At 44.5% G+C, this 22,981-nt stretch carries 21 protein-coding genes and 1 other RNA gene; 21 read left to right on the top strand and 1 reads right to left on the bottom strand.

Annotated features, from left to right (window positions below; translation table 11 throughout):
- The first annotated feature begins 217 nt into the window (after nucleotides 1-217).
- From glyQ to C8268_RS14545, 9 genes are all read left to right on the top strand, one after another.
- A complete protein-coding gene (gene glyQ / locus C8268_RS14585) occupies nucleotides 218-1,105 on the top strand; it encodes a glycine--tRNA ligase subunit alpha (RefSeq protein ID WP_106768348.1) in 888 nt (295 codons plus the stop codon).
- Nucleotides 1,098-3,173, top strand: coding sequence for a glycine--tRNA ligase subunit beta (glyS, locus tag C8268_RS14580; RefSeq protein WP_106768347.1), 2,076 nt, complete (start codon nucleotides 1,098-1,100; stop codon nucleotides 3,171-3,173). Before glyQ ends, glyS begins: the two co-directional genes overlap by 8 nt.
- 204 nt (nucleotides 3,174-3,377) lie before the next feature.
- Nucleotides 3,378-3,851 (top strand): YaiI/YqxD family protein, encoded by a 474-nt coding sequence (locus tag C8268_RS14575; protein ID WP_420094248.1) that lies wholly within the window; start codon nucleotides 3,378-3,380, stop codon nucleotides 3,849-3,851.
- Between the two features lie 40 nt (nucleotides 3,852-3,891).
- Nucleotides 3,892-5,706, top strand: a complete 1,815-nt coding sequence (gene dnaG / locus C8268_RS14570; RefSeq protein ID WP_106768345.1) for a DNA primase — start codon at nucleotides 3,892-3,894, stop codon at nucleotides 5,704-5,706.
- Between the two features lie 41 nt (nucleotides 5,707-5,747).
- Nucleotides 5,748-6,875 (top strand): RNA polymerase sigma factor RpoD, encoded by a 1,128-nt coding sequence (gene rpoD / locus C8268_RS14565; protein ID WP_106768344.1) that lies wholly within the window; start codon nucleotides 5,748-5,750, stop codon nucleotides 6,873-6,875.
- A gap of 365 nt (nucleotides 6,876-7,240) precedes the next feature.
- Nucleotides 7,241-8,005 (top strand): tRNA (adenine(22)-N(1))-methyltransferase, encoded by a 765-nt coding sequence (locus C8268_RS14560; RefSeq protein ID WP_106768343.1) that lies wholly within the window; start codon nucleotides 7,241-7,243, stop codon nucleotides 8,003-8,005.
- Nucleotides 7,981-9,096, top strand: a complete 1,116-nt coding sequence (locus tag C8268_RS14555) for a Nif3-like dinuclear metal center hexameric protein (protein WP_106768342.1) — start codon at nucleotides 7,981-7,983, stop codon at nucleotides 9,094-9,096. The genes C8268_RS14560 and C8268_RS14555 overlap by 25 nt, the downstream gene beginning before the upstream one ends.
- Nucleotides 9,097-9,223: 127 nt before the next feature.
- Nucleotides 9,224-9,629: RNase P RNA component class A (gene rnpB / locus C8268_RS14550), an RNA gene on the top strand.
- Between the two features lie 219 nt (nucleotides 9,630-9,848).
- Nucleotides 9,849-10,112: a hypothetical protein gene (locus C8268_RS14545; protein WP_106768341.1), complete on the top strand. Its 264-nt coding sequence runs from the start codon at nucleotides 9,849-9,851 to the stop codon at nucleotides 10,110-10,112.
- A gap of 107 nt (nucleotides 10,113-10,219) precedes the next feature.
- Here the strand turns inward: C8268_RS14545 and C8268_RS14540 are convergent, their stop codons facing one another.
- Nucleotides 10,220-12,151 (bottom strand): S8 family peptidase, encoded by a 1,932-nt coding sequence (locus C8268_RS14540; protein ID WP_106768340.1) that lies wholly within the window; start codon nucleotides 12,149-12,151, stop codon nucleotides 10,220-10,222.
- Between the two features lie 240 nt (nucleotides 12,152-12,391).
- Here C8268_RS14540 and C8268_RS14535 point away from each other — a divergent pair, with 240 nt between their 5' ends.
- From C8268_RS14535 to C8268_RS14480, 12 genes are all read left to right on the top strand, one after another.
- Complete coding sequence (locus C8268_RS14535; RefSeq protein WP_106768339.1) at nucleotides 12,392-12,898, top strand: YpuI family protein; 507 nt, start codon at nucleotides 12,392-12,394, stop codon at nucleotides 12,896-12,898.
- A gap of 176 nt (nucleotides 12,899-13,074) precedes the next feature.
- On the top strand, nucleotides 13,075-13,302 hold the full coding sequence (locus tag C8268_RS14530) for a DUF1540 domain-containing protein (protein ID WP_106768338.1): 228 nt from the start codon (nucleotides 13,075-13,077) through the stop codon (nucleotides 13,300-13,302).
- A gap of 84 nt (nucleotides 13,303-13,386) precedes the next feature.
- A complete protein-coding gene (locus C8268_RS14525; protein WP_106769962.1) occupies nucleotides 13,387-13,719 on the top strand; it encodes a hypothetical protein in 333 nt (110 codons plus the stop codon).
- Between the two features lie 248 nt (nucleotides 13,720-13,967).
- The gene (locus C8268_RS14520) at nucleotides 13,968-14,696 is read left to right on the top strand and encodes a lytic transglycosylase domain-containing protein (protein ID WP_420094280.1); all 729 of its coding nucleotides are present in this window, start codon (nucleotides 13,968-13,970) and stop codon (nucleotides 14,694-14,696) included.
- Between the two features lie 212 nt (nucleotides 14,697-14,908).
- The gene (locus C8268_RS14515) at nucleotides 14,909-16,060 is read left to right on the top strand and encodes a cysteine desulfurase family protein (protein WP_106768337.1); all 1,152 of its coding nucleotides are present in this window, start codon (nucleotides 14,909-14,911) and stop codon (nucleotides 16,058-16,060) included.
- Nucleotides 16,061-16,066: 6 nt separating this feature from the next.
- Nucleotides 16,067-17,305, top strand: coding sequence for a tRNA uracil 4-sulfurtransferase ThiI (gene thiI / locus C8268_RS14510; protein WP_106768336.1), 1,239 nt, complete (start codon nucleotides 16,067-16,069; stop codon nucleotides 17,303-17,305).
- A 101-nt stretch (nucleotides 17,306-17,406) separates the two neighbouring features.
- Nucleotides 17,407-18,060 (top strand): TerC family protein, encoded by a 654-nt coding sequence (locus tag C8268_RS14505; RefSeq protein ID WP_106768335.1) that lies wholly within the window; start codon nucleotides 17,407-17,409, stop codon nucleotides 18,058-18,060.
- Between the two features lie 221 nt (nucleotides 18,061-18,281).
- Nucleotides 18,282-18,797 carry a hypothetical protein gene (locus tag C8268_RS14500; RefSeq protein ID WP_106768334.1) on the top strand — a complete coding sequence of 172 codons (516 nt, stop codon included), beginning with the start codon at nucleotides 18,282-18,284 and terminating at the stop codon, nucleotides 18,795-18,797.
- 142 nt (nucleotides 18,798-18,939) lie between these two features.
- Complete coding sequence (gene typA / locus C8268_RS14495; RefSeq protein ID WP_106768333.1) at nucleotides 18,940-20,781, top strand: translational GTPase TypA; 1,842 nt, start codon at nucleotides 18,940-18,942, stop codon at nucleotides 20,779-20,781.
- Nucleotides 20,782-20,853: 72 nt separating this feature from the next.
- Nucleotides 20,854-21,150 carry a YlaH-like family protein gene (locus C8268_RS14490; RefSeq protein ID WP_106768332.1) on the top strand — a complete coding sequence of 99 codons (297 nt, stop codon included), beginning with the start codon at nucleotides 20,854-20,856 and terminating at the stop codon, nucleotides 21,148-21,150.
- Between the two features lie 147 nt (nucleotides 21,151-21,297).
- Nucleotides 21,298-22,383 carry an LCP family protein gene (locus C8268_RS14485; protein WP_106768331.1) on the top strand — a complete coding sequence of 362 codons (1,086 nt, stop codon included), beginning with the start codon at nucleotides 21,298-21,300 and terminating at the stop codon, nucleotides 22,381-22,383.
- Nucleotides 22,384-22,458: 75 nt separating this feature from the next.
- On the top strand, nucleotides 22,459-22,911 hold the full coding sequence (locus C8268_RS14480; protein ID WP_106768330.1) for a pyridoxamine 5'-phosphate oxidase family protein: 453 nt from the start codon (nucleotides 22,459-22,461) through the stop codon (nucleotides 22,909-22,911).
- Nucleotides 22,912-22,981: the final 70 nt, after the last annotated feature.

Genomic DNA, 22,981 nt, shown 5'->3' with positions numbered 1-22,981 from the left:
GCGGAAGAAATCCATGAACATGGCGTCCGGGAGCATGCTGCTCGTCATAAAGTGGGTCCTTATATGAAGGATCAAGTAGGGTGGAACCGCGGGAAGCTACAGCTCTCGTCCCTATGTCTGTACAACAGACGTAGAGGCGAGAGTTTTTTGTTGTGCAGAGCAAAAGTGACAGAAGTGGAAAAAGGGATTTTGAATAAGGTGTAAAGGAGCTAAAATCATGAATTTTCAGAAAATGATTTTGACGCTGCAGCAATATTGGGCGGAACAAAATTGTATTATCGTACAGCCGTATGATACGGAAAAAGGTGCAGGAACAATGAATCCGATGACATATTTGCGGTCGATTGGTCCAGAACCGTGGAATGTAGCTTATGTGGAGCCTTCCCGGCGCCCGGCGGATGGACGATATGGAGAAAACCCTAACCGCTTGTATCAGCACCATCAGTTCCAGGTCATTCTTAAGCCATCTCCAGACAATATTCAGGAGCTGTATCTGGAAAGCTTGAAGTGTCTTGGTATTAACCCGCTTGACCATGATATCCGTTTTGTTGAAGATAACTGGGAAGCACCGACGCTTGGGGCCTGGGGACTTGGCTGGGAAGTGTGGCTTGATGGTATGGAAATAACGCAGTTTACGTACTTCCAGCAGGTTGGAGGCATCGATGCAAACCCTGTAGCAGTTGAAATTACCTATGGTATGGAACGTCTGGCCTCTTATATTCAGGACAAAGAAAATGTGTTTGATTTGGAATGGGTCGATGGAATTACGTATGGGGATGTATTTCAGCAGCCGGAGTTTGAGCATTCGAAATATACCTTTGAGGTATCTGATGTGAAAATGTTGTTCACGCTCTTCAACATGTATGAAGAAGAGGCAAACAAGGCGATGGGTCAGCACCTGGTATTCCCGGCATACGATTATGTTTTGAAATGCTCGCATACGTTCAATCTGCTTGACGCGCGTGGCGCAATCAGTGTGACCGAAAGAACGGGCTATATCATGCGTGTTCGCAATCTGGCTCGTCAAGTTGCAGCGACTTATTTGGAGGAACGTGAGAAGCTCGGATTCCCGCTGATTAAGAAAGGAGGCGCTCAGCGTGACTAAAGATTTGCTATTTGAAATCGGATTAGAAGAAGTGCCTGCCCGTTTTTTACGTGCGGCGATGGAACAGCTCAAGGATAGAACAGTTAAGTGGTTTGAAGCGTCCCGGATTGCACATGGTGAAGTCAAATCGTATGCGACACCGCGCAGATTGGCTGTGCTTGTAAAAGATGTAGCAGAGAAGCAGACCGACGTAAGCGAGGAAGTCAAAGGTCCTTCGCGCAAGATCGCTCTGGACGAGAATGGAAATTGGAGCAAGGCCGCCCTCGGTTTTGCACGCAGTCAAGGAGTTGATCCGGACAGCTTTACATTTAAAGAGCTTGGAGGTACCGAGTACATCTACGTAACGAAGAAAAGCGCTGGGGTGAAAACTTCCGAGATTTTGCCTGAAGGATTGAACGGCATCCTTACTTCGATGACTTTTCCAAAGAACATGAGATGGGGCGGATATGAATTTAAATTTGTCCGACCGATCCGATGGATCGTTGCACTTCTTGGTTCCGATGTGATCGATATGGAGATTACTGGTGTAAAGTCAGGCAATGTGACAAGAGGCCACCGTTTTCTTGGTGGTGAAGCTGTCATTCCGGAAGCCTCGGCATATGAAGAAATACTTAGAGATCAGCACGTTATTGTGGATGTGAAGCAGCGACAGGACATGATCGTCTCTCAGATTAATGCACTAGCTCGGGAAAAAGACTGGAATATCGCAATAAAGGATGATCTGCTGGAGGAAGTTTTGTTCTTGGTGGAAACGCCGACGGCATTGTTTGGCACGTTTGATCCATCGTTCCTTGAAATTCCGCAGGATGTTCTCATTACATCGATGCGTGAGCATCAACGTTATTTCCCTGTGCTAGATAAGCAAGGGCAATTGCTTCCGTACTTTGTTACTGTACGCAGCGGTGACAGCCGATCCCTTGATATTATTGCCAGAGGGAATGAGAAAGTGCTGCGTGCTCGCTTGTCGGATGCGAAGTTTTTCTATGAAGAGGATCAGAAGCTGCACATCAAGGAAGCTTTGTCGAAGCTTGAAAGCATCGTGTTTCACGATGAGCTTGGAACGATCGGTGACAAGGTCCGCCGTATTCGCCGTATTGCTGACAGCCTGGCTGTAAAACTGGGTGTGTCTGCAGAGACAGCTGATTCCGTAAGCCGTGCTGCAGATATTTGTAAATTCGACCTCGTTACCCAGATGGTTTATGAGTTCCCTGAACTTCAAGGGGTTATGGGAGAAGACTATGCGCGCAAGGCCGGTGAGAAGGAGAACGTTGCAAAAGCGGTGTTTGAACATTATCAGCCGCGATTTGCAGGGGATGCAGTGCCTTCTTCTTCAGTAGGTTCGATCATTAGCATCGCTGATAAAATCGATACGATTGCAGGCTGCTTCTCCATTGGTATCATCCCTACTGGCTCTCAAGATCCGTATGCTTTGCGCCGTCAAGCACAAGGCATTGTACAGATTATTCTCGAGCATCAGCTGCCGATTACATTGGCTGATATTTTTGGAATCGCACTTTCTGTCCATGAAGATATTCGGGTGCTGAAACGTTCTAGCAATGAAATAAGTAAAGATCTGTATGAGTTTTTTAATCTGCGGGTGAAAAAGCTCTTGTCTGAGGAACAAAGATATGATGTTGTCGATGCGGTCATTTCAGCAGGATTTGATCATATCGTTTCCGTTGTTTCTCGCGGCAGTGCGCTTATGAATGCAGTCCATGAAATGGATGATTTCAAAACGGTTGTGGAATCCTTTAATCGGGTTAGCAATCTGGCTGCAAAAGCCGGGAAAATTGCCGTTAATCCAGGTTTATTTACAGAAGCGGAAGAGGGCAAATTGCACGAGGCATGGCTGGCGATTCGTCAACCGTACGAGGCGGCTATGGCACAGTCAGACGGTAAAACCGCCTTGGCTCTTCTTAGCGAATTGAAGGAACCAATTACCGAATTTTTTGACTCCGTGATGGTGATGGCTGAGGATGAAGCAGTGAAGGCCAACCGTTTAGCGCTGCTGTCCGGTATTGACAGTGACTTGAAGAGGTATGCTGATTTTACAAAACTGGTATGGTAATATCAGCTTGAAAAACAATTAAAGATAGAACGTGTTGAATTGACGAAAGCGGAGCCTGAACGAAAAAGGGGCCGCTTTCGTCATTCCTTGTCCTGTTGGAAAAAAGAGGATTGTCCATTCGCGGGTGAAGAAGGAGGATTTTATCCCTCATAAGACGTATATAATATATAGCAAACATTTATGAATGAGAAACCGGTGATACCTTTGACGTCAATACGTCCAATACACATTGTTGTAGATGGTGATGCCTGTCCGGTCAAGAAGGAAATTACTGAGACGGCCAGAGCTTTTTCTGTTCCTGTCCTGCTTGTTTCCTCTTACGATCATTTTCTCCGTGAAGAGGAGGGTGTTAAGGTTATTCAGGTAGACCGCAGTGATCAAAGTGCGGATTTGTATATCGCGAACCATATAGCGCGCGGTGATATCGTAGTTACACAGGATTATGGATTGGCGGCATTGGCATTGGCAAAATCATGCCATGTTTTGTCGTTTCGTGGGCGAATATTCAACGATCAGGATATCGATTTTTTACTTGATAGCAGGCACCATAAGGCCAAAGCTAGAAAAGCTGGGCATTATGGTAAAGGCCCCAGGAAAATGATCGATGAGGACCGAAGAATTTTTCAACATAAACTGACAAAACTTTTGCGAAATTTGCAGGAGAACGATTCCTTATAGCGAATACTATTTACGTGCTAAAGAGATGAAGGTGGTTGAGATGAGTGCCGGTCAAGGAATACCGGATATAGTCATCGAGGCAGTACTGGCCCGAAGCGACATTGTTGACACTGTCAGCAAATACGTGCACCTTACGAAACAAGGGAAGTACATGAAGGGGTTATGCCCTTTTCATTCAGAGAAGACCCCTTCTTTTACGGTTACACCGGAACGGCAAATCTTCTACTGCTATGGCTGCGGTAAGGGCGGCAATGCCATTAAGTTCAGAATGGAAATCGAAGGATTCTCTTTTCCCGAAGCTGTTAAGGTTATGGCAGAGGAACATGATATCGCCTTACCGGAAGGTCAGGGCGGTCCAATCATTCCACGGAATCCGGAGAAGGAGCGTTTATATGAAGCTTATGAGCTGACTGCCAAGCTGTATCATTTTTTATTGAAAAATACAGAGCATGGCAAAGAAGCAATAGCTTATTTACGCTCACGCGGGATGAACGACAAAATTATCGATCAATTTCAGATTGGCTTTGCCCCTGAGAGATGGGACACACTGGTTCAATTTTTGAGCAAGCGAGCCTTTGATCTGAAAGAGATGGAGAAAGGCGGGCTGCTGTCCGCAAGACATGACCATGAGGGTTACCTGGATAAATTCAGAGGAAGAGTGATGTTCCCGATCCATGACCGTAATGGCAGAGTGATTGCTTTTGCCGGCCGGATCTTGGGTGAAGGACAGCCGAAGTACTTGAATTCCCCGGAAAGTTTATTGTTTAACAAAAGCCGCACGTTGTATAACCTGCACCAAGCAAAGACGTCCATACGTAAATTGCGTCAAATCGTATTATGCGAAGGATACCTCGACGTTATATCTGCATGGGAAGCTGGTTTTCACAATGTCGTGGCAACGATGGGAACTTCTTTAACAGAAAATCAGGCAGCACTCATGAAGTCCATGGCAGAAGAAGTCATCGTAACTTATGACGGAGATAAAGCCGGGCTGGCCGCTGCAATGAAGGTCATACCGCTGCTCGAAAATGCCGGCCTGAGAGTTAGAATTTCGGTTATGAGTGACGAACTTGATCCGGATGATTACTTCCGTAAGTATGGTGCGGAGCGGTTCAGACATGTGGTGGAGTCAGCTGTTTCGACCACGAAATTTAAACTTATATATCTGAAAAAAAACCATATACTGCTAGAAGAAGAAGGAAAAATATCGTATGCGAAGGAAGCACTTCCGATCATTGCCGCCTTAAATTCTTCAACGGAACGTGAAGTTTATTTGAGGGAATTATCTTCAGAGCTTAATCTTTCTTATGAAAGTCTTAAGCAGGATTGCAATTTGCTGAGACAATCATTACAGAAAAAGACGGGCAATGGGGATAATAAGGAAAAAAGGTGGAATAATGGTAGGCATAAAAAAGGGCAGATTTCTATACCGAAGCTCTTGCCGGCTTATCACGCCGCTGAACGGCGTCTGTTATCATTAATGCTTCAGGATGCTGAGGCAGCCCGGTATGTGGGTGAAAAACTTGGAGAAGCGTTTAATATTCATGATCATGCAGCGATTGCTGCTTATCTTTATGCTTATTACGCACAGGGCAAGCCACCGGATATCAGCCGGTTTATGTCATCACTTCATGATGATCGGCTTGAGATGACGGTTAGTTCTATTTCCATGATGGATAATCCTACCGACTGGAATACTCAAGTACTTGATGATTGCATACGTGAAGTACTGAAATATCCGAAGCAGAAACAGATTGATCAAAAGAAAGAAGAAATGATTAAGGCGGAACGCTCAGGTGATTATATGCGTGCCGCGCAAATTGCAAGTGAGATTATTGCCCTAGAGAGACAGTGATGGCCCAGCTTGAATGTTTCTAGGGAGGAGGGAGTCGAAAGATGGCGAATGATCAGCATACTGAACTAGAAACGGAATTTACACTGGATCAAGTAAAAGATCAATTGATTGAACAGGGTAAAAAGAGATCCGTACTAAGCTATAAAGATATTATGGAGAAACTTTCGCCTTTTGACCAAGATCCTGAGCAAATGGAAGAGTTCTATGAGCAGCTCGGTGACTTGGGTATTGAGGTAGTGAATGAGAATGATGAGGAGAGAAGTCACGGTCCTTCTGAAGATCAAGAGGACAATAGCGATGACTTTGGAATTGATGATGACCTCTCTCTGCCGCCGGGAATCAAAATTAATGACCCGGTGCGTATGTATTTAAAAGAGATCGGGCGCGTACCATTGCTGTCTGCTGATGATGAAGTGGAGTTGGCGAAGCGGATAGAGAATGGGGATGAAGAAGCCAAACGACGCCTCGCTGAGGCGAACCTTCGTCTCGTTGTAAGTATCGCCAAACGCTATGTAGGCCGCGGTATGTTGTTCCTTGATCTGATTCAAGAGGGCAATATGGGACTGATCAAAGCGGTTGAGAAGTTTGATCACAAAAAAGGCTATAAGTTCAGTACGTATGCGACTTGGTGGATTCGTCAGGCGATCACACGTGCAATCGCTGACCAGGCTCGGACCATTCGGATTCCCGTTCACATGGTGGAGACGATCAATAAGCTGATCAGGGTATCCAGACAGCTGCTGCAAGAGCTCGGCCGTGAACCGTCTCCTGAAGAGATTGCAGCAGAGATGGAGCTAAGCGTTGAGAAAGTTCGCGAGATCATGAAAATTGCACAGGAACCGGTCTCTTTGGAAACTCCAATCGGTGAAGAAGATGATTCACATCTGGGAGATTTTATCGAAGATCAGGAGGCTTTGGCGCCTGCTGATGCAGCAGCTTACGAACTGCTCAAGGAGCAGCTGGAAGATGTGCTGGATACACTCACAGAACGGGAGGAAAACGTGCTTCGTCTTCGTTTCGGACTCGATGATGGACGAACTCGAACGCTTGAGGAAGTCGGCAAAGTATTTGGTGTTACACGTGAGCGGATTCGTCAGATTGAAGCGAAAGCGCTCCGTAAACTTCGCCACCCGAGCCGAAGCAAACGTCTAAAGGATTTTCTGGAATAGGGTGACTATGGGACCTTCTGCAAATGCCGCAGCAAGGTCCTTTTTCTTGGCTGTAAGCAAAAGCAGCACACATCTTCTTTGTACTGGAATTACTTCCTGCATTTGTTTTATTGGTCTTTATTTTAGCTCTTTTCCTTCGCCATTGCAAATTGCTTCCATTTCTATCTGTGGATTTGCAGTTTGACATGGTGTTTGGTAGGGTATTGATTAAACATGATTTGCTGCGGTATTTATCTCCCAAACGGAAGCTATACTTTTGAAGAGGGGGATATTGCTGATTAGCTGATTGGATATGGATAACGCCTCTTTGGTGGTTTTATTTAGAGAAATGTATGTTGAGAAAAATAGATTGTGTAGGTGTCATGATGAAGTTGTCAAATCGATTGCAGCTAATATTAGATCATATTCCTGTTGGAAGCCGTCTCGCGGATATCGGCTCCGACCATGCACTTTTGCCAACAGCGGCAATCCGGTCCGGGATTTGTGTTTCGGCCATCGCTGGTGAAGTGAATGCAGGACCATATCAGGCGGCAGTTAAACAGGTAAGAGAGTCGGGATTAACGGATACAATTGCTGTTCGCCGTGGAGATGGTCTTGAAGTTCTTAAGCCTGGTGAAGTGGATGTCATTACGATTGCTGGCATGGGCGGAGGGCTGATTGCCTCCATACTGGACCGAGGGATAGACAAGCTCAGTGGTGTCAAAAAGCTTGTGCTTCAGCCGAATGTAGGTGAAGATACACTTCGTCAGTGGTTGCTGGGGCATGGATGGCTGCTCATTGATGAACATATTTTGGAGGAAGACGGCAAGATTTACGAAGTGCTTATCTCTGTACCGGAAGAGTTATCAGAGTCTGATATAACGAATCAGACCCTTTATCAGGAACGCAGCCTTGATGGAGGAGTTATACTTTCACCAGAATGGCTTCTGCGGTTGGGTCCTTGGCTGATACAGCGGCCAAATCCTGTCTTTCATGCCAAGTGGAGATCTGAGATCGATAAGCTAAACAGCATTCTTCGCTCTTTATCGAAATCGGATCTGGCTACAGCCAAGCAGAAATCCGAAGAAATCAAAGCTGATATCAAGTATATTCAGGAGGTGCTTTCATGTTTGCCAAAGGACAAACGGTAATACAATTTATGGAGCAGCTGGCTCCGAAGCATGTAGCGATGCCGGATGATCGAATTGGACTACAACTTGGAACTTTACAGAAGGAAATCAAGACTGTGCTGGTTGCCCTGGACGTGAATGAGGCAGTCGTTGAAGAAGCGATTGAACTGGGGGCAGACCTGATTATTGCCCACCATGCTATCATATATCGGCCATTAAAGCAGCTTCAAACCGATACACCTATGGGCAAAGTATATGAGAAGCTGATAAAACACGATATTTCCGTATACATAAGTCATACCAATCTAGATGTGACGGAAGGTGGAATGAACGATTGGATGGCTGAAGCGCTCGGGCTGGTTGATACATTGCCTATCCATGATGTTCATACGGATCAATTATCCAAGCTGGTTGTATTTGTACCAAAGAGCCATCATCAGGAAGTGCTGGATGCCGTATTGAATGCAGGAGCCGGATGGATCGGGAATTACAGTCATTGCAGTTTTAATATCGAAGGCTTCGGCACTTATATTCCAAGAGAAGGAACAGACCCGTTTATAGGCAAGCAGGGGCAGATGGAGCGAGCAAATGAGATTCGAATTGAAACGGTTGTTCCGCTTAGCATTCGTAACAAAGTAGTTCAGGCTATGCTCAAAGCCCATCCATATGAAGAAGTGGCGTATGATTTGTATCCGATGGACTTGAAAGGCCGTTCCTTCGGTTTGGGCCGGATTGGAAAGCTTAGGGAGCCTATTACACTTGGTCAAATGGTGGATGTCGTTAAAGAAAAACTGGATGTGCCTTATGTCCGGGTAGTAGGAGATCTCGAACGCCTGATCAAAAAGGCGGCTGTCATAGGCGGCTCGGGCGGCAGCTTTGTAAATAGTGTACTGTTTAAGGGAGCGGATGTATTGGTAACGGGAGATGTGGATTACCATACCGCGCAGGATGCTTTAGCTGCAGGACTTGCCATTATTGATCCCGGTCATAATGCGGAGAAGATTATGAAAGAAAAAGTTACAGAATGGATGAAAAACAAGCTTCAAGAAAAAGAATATGAGACGCAAGTCGTTGCTTCAACAATCAATACCGAACCATTTCAGTTTATGTAAGCCCAAAATTTGTTGCTTCGGCATACCGGGCTATAAATATACATTCATGGGACAATCCTCTTGCAGTGGTAACGATTAAGGGTTGTATCTGCTTTGAATACCTAGTATACTATGTAGTGTTGTCCGGAAAGCTTAACAGACAATCGCTGGCGGCCAAGAGCCGCGAGAGGAAAGTCCGGGCTCCATAGGGCAGGGTGCTGGATAACGTCCAGTCAACGCGAGTTGAAGGATAGTGCCACAGAAATGGACCGCCGATGGCCGCTTATGTGCGGCACAGGCAAGGGTGGAACCGAGGTGTAAGAGACCCCGAGGAACGCTGGTGACTTCGTTCCTGGTAAACCCCACTTGGAGCAAGACCTAATGGGACGTAGCTTCTTTCGAGGAAGCAGCCTTTGCCCGAGGTGCGTCCAGGTTGGTCGCTGGAGCCGTTCAGCAATGATCGGCCTAGATAGATGATTGTCACTCCTGGTGGCAGGGTAGTTCCCGTTATGACCACGAAGAGTACAGAACCCGGCTTATGGTAAGCTTTCTTAACTGCAACAACTTTTTTATTAGTTTCACCCCGGTATATGCATCGTTATAACGCGTATCTTTCCAGCAGTTATTCTGCTGAGAGGGATGCGCGTTTTTCTATATATACCCCGGGCAAATGCTTTATTTTATATAATGGACGTATTTGACGGACAGTCGTCTATACCGAATAGCCCTATCAATAATAAGCTATTATCATCAACGGAAAGGAGTGTCTACCTATGGATTGCGTAAAGCCTGGTGTCTGTCCACCGGTATCACCTATTATATGTGAACCGATCGTCATTGTAAGAGAACATTTTATTCCACAAATCGTACCTGTCATTCATCCAATTAAGGTTGTGGATAAGGTGCATTGTGTTCCGGTCAAACAGCATGTTGTTACATGCACGAGGGATGGTGTAGGTACAGGAAACGTTACCGTTTCCAGTAAATCGCAGAAGAAACGTCCTGCCCGGATTTCACGCGCCAGAAACAAGCAATAATCGATTACCAGGTGAAACTGCCTAACTGTGCTTTAAAAAAATGGCTGTTATTTGTGCGAATATGTAACAAAGCAGCTTTCGCCTTAATGGTGAAAGCTGCTTTATAGTTATTTATCGTTACCTGTACTCAAACGTTGAAGCTCTTCTTGCAGCCGCTGAAGTATATTTTGCGGCCACGATTGTAGAGGCTTATTCTGATTGTTAGCAGCCTCCAACGAGCGGAAGACATCAACTTGTCCATTACCGAAGTATTTGTCTTTTCCTTTGACCCCCAAATCAACGGCTTGGGAAATCATGAGATCCATGACTTCCCTGTTCGTCAAGTCAGGGTTTAAGGAGCGAATGAGTCCAGCCATCGCTGCTACGTGCGGACTGGCCATCGATGTACCCGATAAAGCAGCATATTGATTCCCAGGATAGGTGCTTGCAATGTTGGTTCCAGGTGCAGTAACGTCAATATAATCCCCATAGTTGGAATATTCTGCACGGCTCATATCTTTGTTGGTGGCTCCAACCGCAAGCACCTCCGGATAGGCTGCTGGGTAGCCGGGTCGTTCTGTATTGTCATTTCCTGAAGCTGCTACAAGCAGGACATCACGGTCATAGGCATATTTGATGGCATCATGCAGAAATTGCGAATCCGCGTAGTTTCCAAGGCTCATGTTAATCACTTTGGCACCGTGATCAGTTGCCCATATTACCCCTTCAGCAACTGCATAGGTTGTCCCTGATCCACTGCTATCCAGTGCTTTTACAGGCATGATTTTGTTGTACCAGCTTATACCCGCCACACCTTCTTCATTGTTCACCAGAGCGCCTATAATGCCGGATACATGTGTTCCGTGTCCGACATCGTCCTTTGGTGTTTTCTTTGGATCGATAACATTATAGCCTGAAACGAGCTGTCCGTTTAAATCTGTATGGTCAATATCCACGCCCGTATCAACAACGGCGATAATGACATTTTCACTTCCTTTGGACAAATTCCAGCCACGGTTTGTTTCTATAGCAGGAAGATTCCACTGATATTGTGAGAAAAGCAAGTCGTTAGGAATGTTAGCTTCTTCAAGCATCGGATCATTGGAAACATTGTCGTTCTTTTTTTCGCTTATGCTGCTAAATCCATTTGTTAAATAAATGTAATGCGGTTCTGCGTACTTAGGGCTCCATTTTTCATTGAAATAAGCTTTAAGAGCATTATAATCCATCACATTTGAGCGAAAAACATAGGCATAGCCAAGTTTACGCGGTGTCCCGCCTGATATTTCTTTGGAAATTTGCTTCAGCTGCTGTGCTGATGGATCTTGCTGAAACCGAATGACGATTTCATTTTCATAAAAATGGCTCGCTTTTTCATTGTCATGTCCGGTTTTTAGCGTAATGTCCCGAAGTGTATCCGAATGAATGGATTCGACTCTGTATTTTCCTTCTTTTGGGTAAGGAATCAACCGCAAATTTTTCTTTTGATGATCCGTAACCTGTGTTAGGACGCTTAGATTGATCATGGCAGCAGCACCGTGCTTATGATCTGCTGATGGCTCTGCAACGATGAAAAACGGCTCCCCAGCAACTTTAAATTTCGGGGACTCATAGCTTTTTCCACGTTGAATATTTTGTTTGGCCTGTCTTAAATGTTGTTCAATTTGTTGCTTGTCCTGAGCATTCATGTTACGGGTTTTAATATTAAATTCGGTTTGCTTTTGATTTTGTAGATCGTACCATATTAATTTTTCACAATGGTTATGTGTGCGTTGATGTTTCTGTATTAATTGCTTTATTTGCTGAGTATCCAGGTTGTTTTTCTTTAGTAAAGCTTGAAGATGCTGCTTGGCATCAACTCGGCTTAAACCATCTGTAACGCTTAGGTCTCCTTCTAGAGCCGTTTGTTTAAGCTGATTTTCTTGTCGTGAAGGCAGGGGCTTTACATTGTTTTCAGAAGCTTGCTTTGGATGATCAGGTTCTGGAATTAGCAAAAAGACAATGAACAGACCAATAATCGCAGTAGTACCCAATATACTCCATAGACGGCGTGAATTCATAGTCATTCTCCTTAGTCGATGAACAATATTTTGTCTTTAGCGTTGGAAGAGAAGACGTATTTTATGCGTCTGAATCGAAAGTAAGTATTAAGGGAAAAGGACTTCCTGAAAAATACTTGAAAGCAGTATTATTTCATGTTAATAATTTCATGAACCATCTATTTATGTGGTAGGATAGTACATAATCATAAGCGCAGTCATATGTTGAGTCAGTAACCATTTTAAGGAGGAACTACCGTCATGCCAGCAGACAATCTTCAGAATCTGTGTTCGGAGACAAGGGAAAAACTCAAAACGGCTATAAACTTGGTTGAAACATTTTTGAATGAAAATGCCTTGCCTCAACTGGTTGTAGAGCAGGATGAAGAAACCATTTATTTTTACAAAGGATTTCTTTCTGATTTACGCCACTTGCTTACATTTTCGGAAGTTTGCTATGAAAATCTCGGTATTGTTCAGCGTCGTCCAAATTTTGACGTTGATTTTGCCGAGAAGGAGTTGTATCGAGTTTATCACCGCTGTGTTAACAGTTTTTTTTATCCTAAAAATGAAAGTTATTCTGAGGATGGCCGTTATGCATATACGGGTCAGGATGCGATTCGATTTCGGAAAAAACCAGTTCGTCCGGCACGGGATGTTATTATGAATATAACGAAAATTTATGAAGAAATTCGGGATGATCTGAGTTATTATGAAAGTGATTATTTAACGGCACGCCGAATGCAGGCCGAAAGAAAACATGCATAAAACATTAGAGGAATGATTCATGACTTTGATCGTGTTTCAATAGACAAAAAGAGGTGTCTTAGGTCAATGGACCGTTTAAGACATCTCTTTTTTTGTACGTCTTAACACCAACTGACATTTCAATTTGTGCATACACCTTCGTGTGTGCGGAGAAAATGTGTACGAGGTGATACCAAATGGCCAATGAAGCCAGACCATACGTTAAATGCAGTGTGAGTAACTGCAGCTATTGGGGCGAGCAAAATATATGCCGTGCCGACATGATCATGATCGAGATTGACCGTCATGCCAAGGTGAAACTAGGGGATGAGTTTGCAGGTGAGGATTTTGTCAATAACCATCAGGATAAGGCAAGTACTTCTTCTGCAACTTGCTGCTTGACATTTAAACCGAAAGAAGGATAACATGCTTAACCGTCTTTTAACAACAGGGAGGTGTCAGCATTGAGTAAAAACAAGAAACGTAAGAAAAACAACAATAACAACTTTATCGTTGTTGATAGCAAGCGTGAGCGTGTGGATTATCCACGCAGAGATGAGGAGGAGTTTGCTGCTGAGGTAGCTCCTGTCGAGGTAAACAACCGAAACACTGAAAATGACTCAGAAAGTGATGACATGTCTGCAGGCCGTGTAGCAGGATATATAGGTCTCGGTATTGGTATTGCCTCATTATTTATGTGGTCTGTCATTTTAGGTCCGATTGCTGCGGTTCTTGGCTATTATGCTTATGCTCAAGACAGCAGAACGCTCGGAGCTTGGTCGATGGGGCTTGGTATTGTAGCGACTATAAGCTATTTCATACTCATCCCGTTTGTAAGATAAAATTGCAGACGATACTCATCGGGATAACATCGGTACAACTAAGCAGATAACTCGTTATTACAACGGGTTGTCTGCTTTTTTATAATCATTTTACATTGACGTTATATTTAATTAAATTTTTGGCCTTAAATGCCGAAATATAGTTTAGGAAGTAAAACGTTTCTTTTGCGGAAGCAGGGTATAGCGAAATGTTGCAAAAGAATGTAAAATGGAATTTTAAAATCTAAGGGGAAGATATAATGAATGAAATGCAGATTAATCCGGTAACGGCTAAAAATACGGTTGAGCCGCATGTTTCCGCGTCAAACCATTCTGCTCGCCCGCCGAAAAGTTTGGAAATGACGGGAAACCATGCGGATTTTAAAGCTGCACTTCATAGTGCCATGAACGGAGCTCCTGTCTCTCCAGGGACGACCGTTACACTGAGCCTGGGAGTTACATGGGAGGACGGCTTGCTATGGCAGCAGCTCGGTACTACAGACAATCAGGCTGAGACTGCCGGACAGGTAACGAACCCTACGGCGGTGACAGCTATGGATTTTCGCTCAGATTCTTCAGTGAAAACAAACTATGATGAATTAATTATGGCTGCAGGGGAAAAATATGGAGTACCGACTTCGTTAATCAAAGCGGTTATCGATACAGAATCCTCTTTTAATCCGAATGCTGTTTCATCGGCGGGCGCGAAAGGTTTGATGCAGCTGATGGATGGAACCGCACGTGGGCTCGGGGTCAGCGATCCGTTTGACCCGGCGCAGAATATAGATGGGGGCACGAAATATTTATCGTATCAGCTGGAAAGATTCGGCGGTGAGGTTGCCATGGCTTTGGCTGCTTATAACGCAGGTCCTTCCCGTGTTGCGCGGTTAGGTGTGTCTAATGATGCAGAACTCCTTGCTGAGGCCCATCTGCTTCCCTCGGAGACTCAGGCTTATATTTATAAGGTAATGAATGCGCGTAAGAAATATGAAGCATAGCTTCTGAACTATACATGGCGAACAAAAGGATCAAACGGGGAGTAACGGCTGGCATGGTTCCCAGACCGTTTAATCCGTTTGATCTTTTTGTGCGAATATGAGAATTATGATTTAATATATAACGATCTGATCGAACGCTCTTCATTCCTTAGGATGCCGCAGCGTTTTTGTTTACAATATGGGAAATATAAGTGACAGGAAGGATAATGAAGATGTTATATTGGGATCATGCAGCCACAACCCCTCCCCACAAAGAGGTTGTAGACACAATGGCGGAAATCATGAACAAGCATTATGGAAATCCATCAGCACTTCATCAAGCTGGCGAGGATGCAGCTAAACTGCTTAAACGAGCGAGGGAAGTATGTGCCGCAGCACTTGATGTGCAACCTGTAGAAATTGTATTCACATCAGGGGCAACAGAGGGAAACAATATAGCCATTAAAGGAGCGGCGATACAGTATCGTTCTCGGGGACAGCATATCATTACAACCAAGACAGAACATCCGTCGGTATATGAATGCTTCAAACAGCTGGAAAGATTAGGATGGGAAGTGACGTATGTTTCTGTAGATGAGTTTGGCAAGGTTGATCCGCTTGATGTTGAACAAGCGATCAGAAAAGATACCGTATTGGTTAGTATTATGCATGTTAATAATGAGACGGGAGCGGTTCAGCCATTGGACGAGCTCGGAAAACGAATCAAGGAAAAAAATAACCGGACCTTGTTTCATGTAGACGGAGTACAGGGATTTGGCAAGCTTTCCGTTTCACTGAAAGAATGGAAGGTTGATTTATATACATTATCTGCTCATAAATTCAAAGGACCTAAAGGTGCTGGCGTAATGTACGTTCGTGAGGGAATAGAGCTCTTTCCCCTGTTGTCCGGCGGCTCTCAGGAGAACGGACAGAGACCTGGAACGGTAAATGTGGCGTCAGCCGTCGCTGTTGCCAAAGCGATGAGATTAGCCCAAGAGCATCAAAGAACCTTTTATGATAAAATAGGCAGGTTGCGTAATTTGCTTATGACTGAAATCCGAAACATTCCAGACTTTGTACTGAACAGCAGCGAGAAAGGGGCGCCGCATATTGTTCATTTCTCGTATCCGGGGTTGAAGCCGGAGGTGCTGGTCCACACGTTGGAGGAACATGGTATGTTGGTATCGACCAAATCGGCATGTTCATCCAGAAATAGTGAACCAAGTCGAGTTTTACAGGCCATGGGCAAAGACGATGACATCGCCGCAAGCGGGATCCGTATCAGTTTAGGCTGGGAACATACGGAGGATGATATAGGCCGTCTAATTAAAGCTCTTCATCAGTCCGTCGATCAGCTGCGGCCTTTACGTGCTAAAAGGAGGTAAACCCATTTGAAATATGACATGCTGCTTCTCCGTTTTGGAGAAATTACTTTGAAGGGGAAAAATCGAAACCATTTTGAGAGATCGGTGCTTATGCATGTTACATCAGCGCTAAAAACATATCCTAAAGCCAAAGTGTTAAAGGAATATGGAAGAATATACGTTGAGTTGAATGGAGAGTCTGCTGAAGAAATTATTGGCGTACTCAAAACAGTTTTTGGAGTCGTTTCAATCAGTCCTGTACGAGTCAGTGCTTCTGAGCTTGATGAAATTATTAAAACTGCAATCGAATTTTTGGGACAGGTAGATCTCTCGAACGAGACAACATTCAAGGTAAGTGCGAGACGTGTTTGGAAAGGATTCCCGCACTCTTCTCAAGAGATGAATCATCTTGTTGGCTCTCCTGTACTCCACACTTACCCTCAGCTTAAGGTTCAGGTCAAGGAACCGAAGATTGAACTTAAGATTGAGATCCGGCAGGATCGAACGTACATTTTTTATGAGGTTATCCCAGCCGTAGGAGGATATCCGCTTGGAACGAACGGAAAAGCGATGCTGCTTCTGTCCGGGGGGATTGATAGTCCGGTTGCCGCATGGTCTGCGATGCGAAGAGGGTTAAAGGTCGAATGTGTTCATTTTTACAGCTATCCATACACAAGCCAGCTGGCTAAAGAAAAGGTCATTGAGCTGACCCAAATCTTGTCTCGTTATGCAGGTAAAATAAAGCTTCATCTTGTACCTTTTACTGATGTGCAGACTTCCTTCACCGGAATTGGGCAGGACAATCTCATGATTACATTTATGCGCCGTGCTATGCTTCGTATTGCTACCATGATTGCTGAACGAGAAAGCGCGCTTGCTCTTGTAACGGGAGACAGCTTGGGCCAGGTTGCGAGCCAGACCCTGGCAAGTATGAATGTTATTGGAAGGGCTACGGAGCTTCCTATTCTCCGTCCGTTAGTAACGATGGATAAGAATGACATTGTGAATCTGGCGAAGGAGATTGGAACTTATGAGACCTCCATTCTTCCTTATGAGGACTGTTGCACACTGTTTGTACCGAAATCGCCAGCAACGAATCCAAACCTTCGGATTGTGGAAAGTGTAGAAAATTCCCTGTCCAATTTACCTGAACTGATTCAAACAGCTTTTGAAAAAACAGAGACTGTGATTGTAACGCCGGAGCTGAATCTAAACCGGAATCATGAAAAAATTCACGATGATGTTATTCAAGAGAAATGGTTTTAAGAGCACTTTTCAAAAAGAGGATTTACTATAGGCTTGTTTTTGAATGAGGCAAGCATAGCCTGGCCACTTCACTCATATGTGTAAAGTGAGGGGGTTGTCAGGTGGAGACGATATGGCTGTTAGGACAAATTTTAATTATTAATCTGGTACTGAGCGGCGACAATGCCTTGGTGATTGCAATGGCGAGCAAGGATCTTCCCGAGAAACAAAAGAAGCAAGCGGTTTGGATCGGCACATTAGGTGCAGTATTACTGCGCTGTGTACTTACTTTTGTCGCTGTGCTGCTGCTTAAGGTACCGTATTTGCAGGCCGGAGGAGCTCTTTTGCTGTTATGGATCGCATTTAAGCTGTTAATTGATCAACAGGGAAGTGACATCCATGTCTCTGAATCTTCGTCTATGTGGAAAGCGATCAACACAATCCTAATAGCAGATATTGTAATGAGTGTCGATAACGTTCTTGCTATAGCAGGTCTTGCCAAAGGAGATCTCGCATTAATGATAATCGGTATTCTGTTTAGCATACCCATTGTTGTATGGGGAAGCGGCATAATTACGAAACTGCTACGAAAGTTTCCGCTCCTTCTTTATATCGGGGCTGGCATACTTGCCTATACGGCCGGGGAGATGCTGCTTCAGGATTCAAGGACCGGTTTGCTTATTGCTTATTGGGCACCTCAATCTCACAGTATTTTACCCGCGATGCTGGCGTTGCTTGTCATTGGTCTGAGCGGATTAAAAACGTTGAAAAAATAAGATTTGAACATATGGAACTGAAGAAATGGCGATACTGAGTAGATCAGTATCGTCACTTTTTATTTTAATTTAGAAAACTTGAACTTGGTAAACAAAAATCAAACGTTTTTTTGGGAGACAAGCTCAGGATATGGTTTTTTTTGTCGCTTTCGGATAAGATTAAAGTAACTACATGTTCTTAATAACAGTGATCGTTTACAATAAATAAAGAGGGTGATGAGATGTCCTCCAAAAAAGATTTAATGCTGGGTGTGTTTATCGTTACGGCAGGCGTTGTTATTTTACTAGGTAAGCTTGGCGTGTTCGGTTTTCTCGGACGCACCTTCTGGCCTTTGCTTCTTCTTGTTCCCGGCTTGCTTCTGCAAGTACTGTTCTTTATTCGCCGCGCTCCGGCAGTGATCCTTATTCCTGGTGGAATTTTGACGGTATATGGAGTGCTGTTCCTTATTTGCAGTTTCTGGGGATGGGATCTGATGGCTACACTTTGGCCGGTCCTTATTTTGGGTGTCGGAATAGGTCTATACGAGTATTATCTTTATGAATCACCTCGTCCCGGAGGCGTGCTTCCAGCAGCTCTCGGACTGATGCTATTATCGGTCGTGATCTTGATTTTCACCTGGCTCAACACTGGCGCGCTGTATATTATCGCGCTTGTGTTAATTGCAGCAGGGATTTGGCTGATATTCGGACGTAACCGAGGTCGGAGCAGAGGTGGAAAATGGAGTCGCGATTGGTAATCCAGCTGGAAATTTTCTGAAAAGACTTGATTTCTACATTAGTTTACTTATAATATAATGGTTATGTTGAAGCGTCGGTTGGCTTAACTCCCGGCGCTTCTTTTGGTGGCTCATTCGAAAAGAAAGGATTTGAGATATATTTATGCAATCTAGAGATCAAATTCGCAACATCGCAATCATTGCCCACGTTGATCATGGTAAAACGACGCTTGTCGACCAGTTACTGAAGCAATCCGGTATTTTCCGGGAGCATGAAACGCTTCAGGAGCGAGCGATGGACTCGAATGACCTGGAGCGTGAACGCGGGATTACGATTTTGGCCAAAAATACGGCTATTACGTATAAAGATTATTTAATAAACATTGTGGATACTCCAGGTCACGCTGACTTTGGCGGCGAAGTGGAGCGTATCATGAAAATGGTTGACGGTGTACTGCTTGTAGTAGATGCTTATGAAGGATGTATGCCTCAGACAAAATTTGTGCTAGGCAAAGCACTTGAGCATAATCTGACTCCCATTGTTGTCGTTAACAAAATTGACCGTCCGGCGGCACGTCCGGCGGAAGTTATCGATGAAGTTCTCGACCTGTTTATTGAGCTGGGCGCTAACGATGAACAACTCGATTTTCCGGTTGTGTATGCGTCTGGATTAAACGGTACTTCAAGTCTTGATTCGGAAAAACAAGATGACAACATGCTTGCATTGTACGAAACTATTATCGAGCGTATTCCATCTCCAACCGAGAAAGTTGATGAACCTTTACAGCTTCTTGTAACGCTTATGGATTATAACGAATATTTGGGACGTATCGCTGTCGGCCGTGTAAACCGTGGCGTAATCAAGCAGGGGCAGCCGGTTACAGTGATGATGCGGGATGGTTCGACCAAGAGCGCTCGTATTGAAAAATTGTTTGGTTTTCAAGGCTTGAAACGAGTAGAAATCGCTGAAGCTGGAGGCGGAGACATCGTTGCCATTTCCGGTATCAAGGACATAAATATTGGTGAAACCATTGCCGACCCACAGCACCCGGAAGCGCTGCCAGTGCTTAAAATTGACGAGCCTACGCTGCAAATGACATTCCTTGTAAACAACAGTCCGTTTGCAGGACGTGAAGGGAAATGGGTGACATCCCGGAAGCTGCGTGAACGTCTCTATAAAGAGCTGGAAACAGATGTCAGCCTCCGTGTGGAAGAAACCGACAGCCCGGATGCTTACATTGTCTCAGGGCGTGGTGAGCTTCACCTCGGTATTTTGATTGAGAATATGCGGCGTGAAGGCTATGAGCTGCAGGTGTCCAAGCCTGAAGTAATCATCAAAGAAATCGATGGTGTCAAAATGGAGCCGATCGAGCGTCTGATGATTGATATCCCGGAAGACAGCGTGGGAGCAGTAATGGAAAGCTTGGGATCACGCAAAGCCGAAATGGTGAACATGGTTAACAGTGGGAATGGACAAGTCCGCCTTGAGTTTTTAATCCCTGCCCGCGGATTGATCGGTTACCGTACTTATTTCCTGACACTCACGCGCGGCTACGGGGTAATGAACCATGCTTTTGATAGTTATGGACCGTTTCATGGCGGCCAGGTTGGCGGACGTCATCAAGGCGTGCTGATTTCAACGGAGAATGGAACAACGACATTCTATGGTATGATGTCTGTAGAAGATCGTGGAATATTGTTCGTAGAGCCAGGAACCGAGATTTATGAAGGCATGATCGTTGGTGAACATACCCGGGATAACGATATCGTGGTAAACATCTGTAAGGAAAAGCAGCTGACCAACATCCGCTCTGCTACGAAAGACGAAACTGTTAAGATGAAAACACCGCGTATATTTTCTCTGGAGCAAGCGCTCGAATATTTGAATGATGATGAATATTGCGAGATTACACCAAAGTCAGTACGTCTTCGTAAAAAGATTTTGAACAAGAGTGAACGCGAGCGCGCAGAAAAACATCGTAAAATGGCGGAGTCGAAACTATAATAGAGAGAGTAGCTTTCTCTTCATTTATAGAAGTTGCATAAAAGTTTCCTATTGTAAAGGAGTGAACCTGTTATGCAAGCCTGGTTTGCCGCACATCCGCTTGTTTCCTACATCATTATCTTTGTGCTTATTGTTTTTGTGTACAACAAGGTGTTTCGGGTGAATCAGAAGCTTCCGCTTCTGAAAGAAATTCTTCTGTATATCATGATTGCGCTCGGCTCTGGCATGCTGCTCATCTTTCAAGTGGATAAGCTGCCGATTATCCAGAGTTTGCTCGTTGCGGTCGCATTGATGCTGATGGTTCGTATTCGTTATTTTGTAGAGGATCGTCGGAAGAAGAAGGCTCAGACAGAAGCGAAAGCACGTTAATGTTCACCTGCTTTCAGTAGTGAGGAAACTTTTTGTCAGTCACCATCGTTTACAAAAGAGAGAAATGTATGAATCGTCCGGTAGATGTCCCTTTGCAAAGGGCGCTATCGGACATTCCTCTAAAATGAATGAAAAAGGTGTTATGATATGAGCTCAGGTCATACTAGTCTGCCTCCGAGATCAAAAAACGGGGGGAAAAGCAAAAAGAAACCACCGCCGCGCAAGAAGAAAAGCAGAGTAAAATCATTCTTTAAATTTATTTTGATTGTTATGCTGTTGGCGGTGCTGGGAGTAGCAGTTTATGCCGGAAGTCTATACCTTAAGATCGAGAACAGTGTATTGAATACAGGAAATGATAAAAAAGTAGCTCCGGAGGAGTCTGCCCAGGTGAAGCCGCTGACGATGTTATTGCTTGGATCAGATCACCGCCCTAAAACCGGTACGAACCTTACGGATGTGGTCATGGTCGTATCCATGAATCCGAAGACGAATTCAGCCACGCTGGTATCTTTACCGAGAGATGCAACCCTGCAGCTGGAAGGATATAAATCGAACAAGAAGTTGAACTCTTTCTATGCTTCTTTTAAGGCGCAAGAAAAGGACACGGGGATATCTGCGGAAGATCAAATGAAGAAGATGCTTGGAAAATATTTGGATGTGGAAATCGATTATGCTACCGTCATCGATTTTCAAGGATTTCGTGATGTCGTTGATGCCCTTGGCGGAGTGAATGTAAACGTGCAGTACGACATGTGTCACCGTGACTCTATCGATGGGACGGACATTAATTTGAAGGCCGGTCCGCAGAAGCTGGATGGAGATGAAGCGTTGGATTATGTTCGCTACCGGAAATCGATGAACTGCAGTCCGAAGACCAAGGAATCCAATGACTTTGACCGAAATGCTCGTCAGAACGAGGTGCTTCACTCCATGATTGATCAAATGAAATCTTTCGGTGGAGCGACCAAAGCTTTTAAAGTGATTGATGCAGTTGATGATAATATGAAGACCGACCTTGAAAAGGATCAGGTTAAAAATATGATCAAAACGTATTATGATATAAATACAGAAGATGTAAAATTCGTACCGGTTACGGGTGAATGGCGAAGTCCTTTTGTTTATATTAATGAAAGTGAACTGGAAAAAGCGAAGCAAGCGCTGCATGACGAATTAGCAGGGAAGCATACCCGCGAACCAGACGGTACCAGCACGGAATCCGCGCCACAGTCGTAACAATGAAGGCAAGTTTTACAGCGTTCTATAATACAATGTAACAGACGAAAGCTTATTGTACTGGAGGCCGGTAATATGTCCCGATTCGCTGCAGAGTTATCGGAGAAATTGGTAAAGAAATTGCAGCCTGAAACATTTGTCTTGCTGAATACAGTAGATGCTGAAACCGGCGGTCCGACTTCGAGTGTTACTTCCTGGATTTACGCGGTAGATCCTTCTACGCTTCGGTTGACCATTGATCATCGTTCACGCCTTGTGAACAATCTTAAGGTCAATCCGCTTGTTACTGTAACGGTATTTGAAGACGGACAAGTTTTTGCCATCGGAGGCCGCGCTAAGGTTCGCCAGGACCCTCTGAATGAAGTGCCTTTTGATATGTGTTGTTTCGACATCCATGTTGAAGCGGTGCGAAATGCACTTTTTCATGGTATTGAATTAGCCGCACCTCCTCAGTATGTTAAAACGGATAACGTATGTGCAGCAGAAAAACTGGACGGGCAAGTTTTTGCTGCGATGCGAAAAGCCTAGTGAATATTCACTGGGCTTTTTTTGTTGAAAAATTGGAATTTTCCTCGGAAGATAAAAAGATTGAAATATG

The organism is Paenibacillus faecalis (assembly GCF_900289175.1).
Classification (GTDB): Bacteria; Bacillota; Bacilli; order Paenibacillales; family Paenibacillaceae; genus Paenibacillus_AQ; species Paenibacillus_AQ faecalis.
This window is presented reverse-complemented; position numbering and strand designations above follow the sequence as displayed.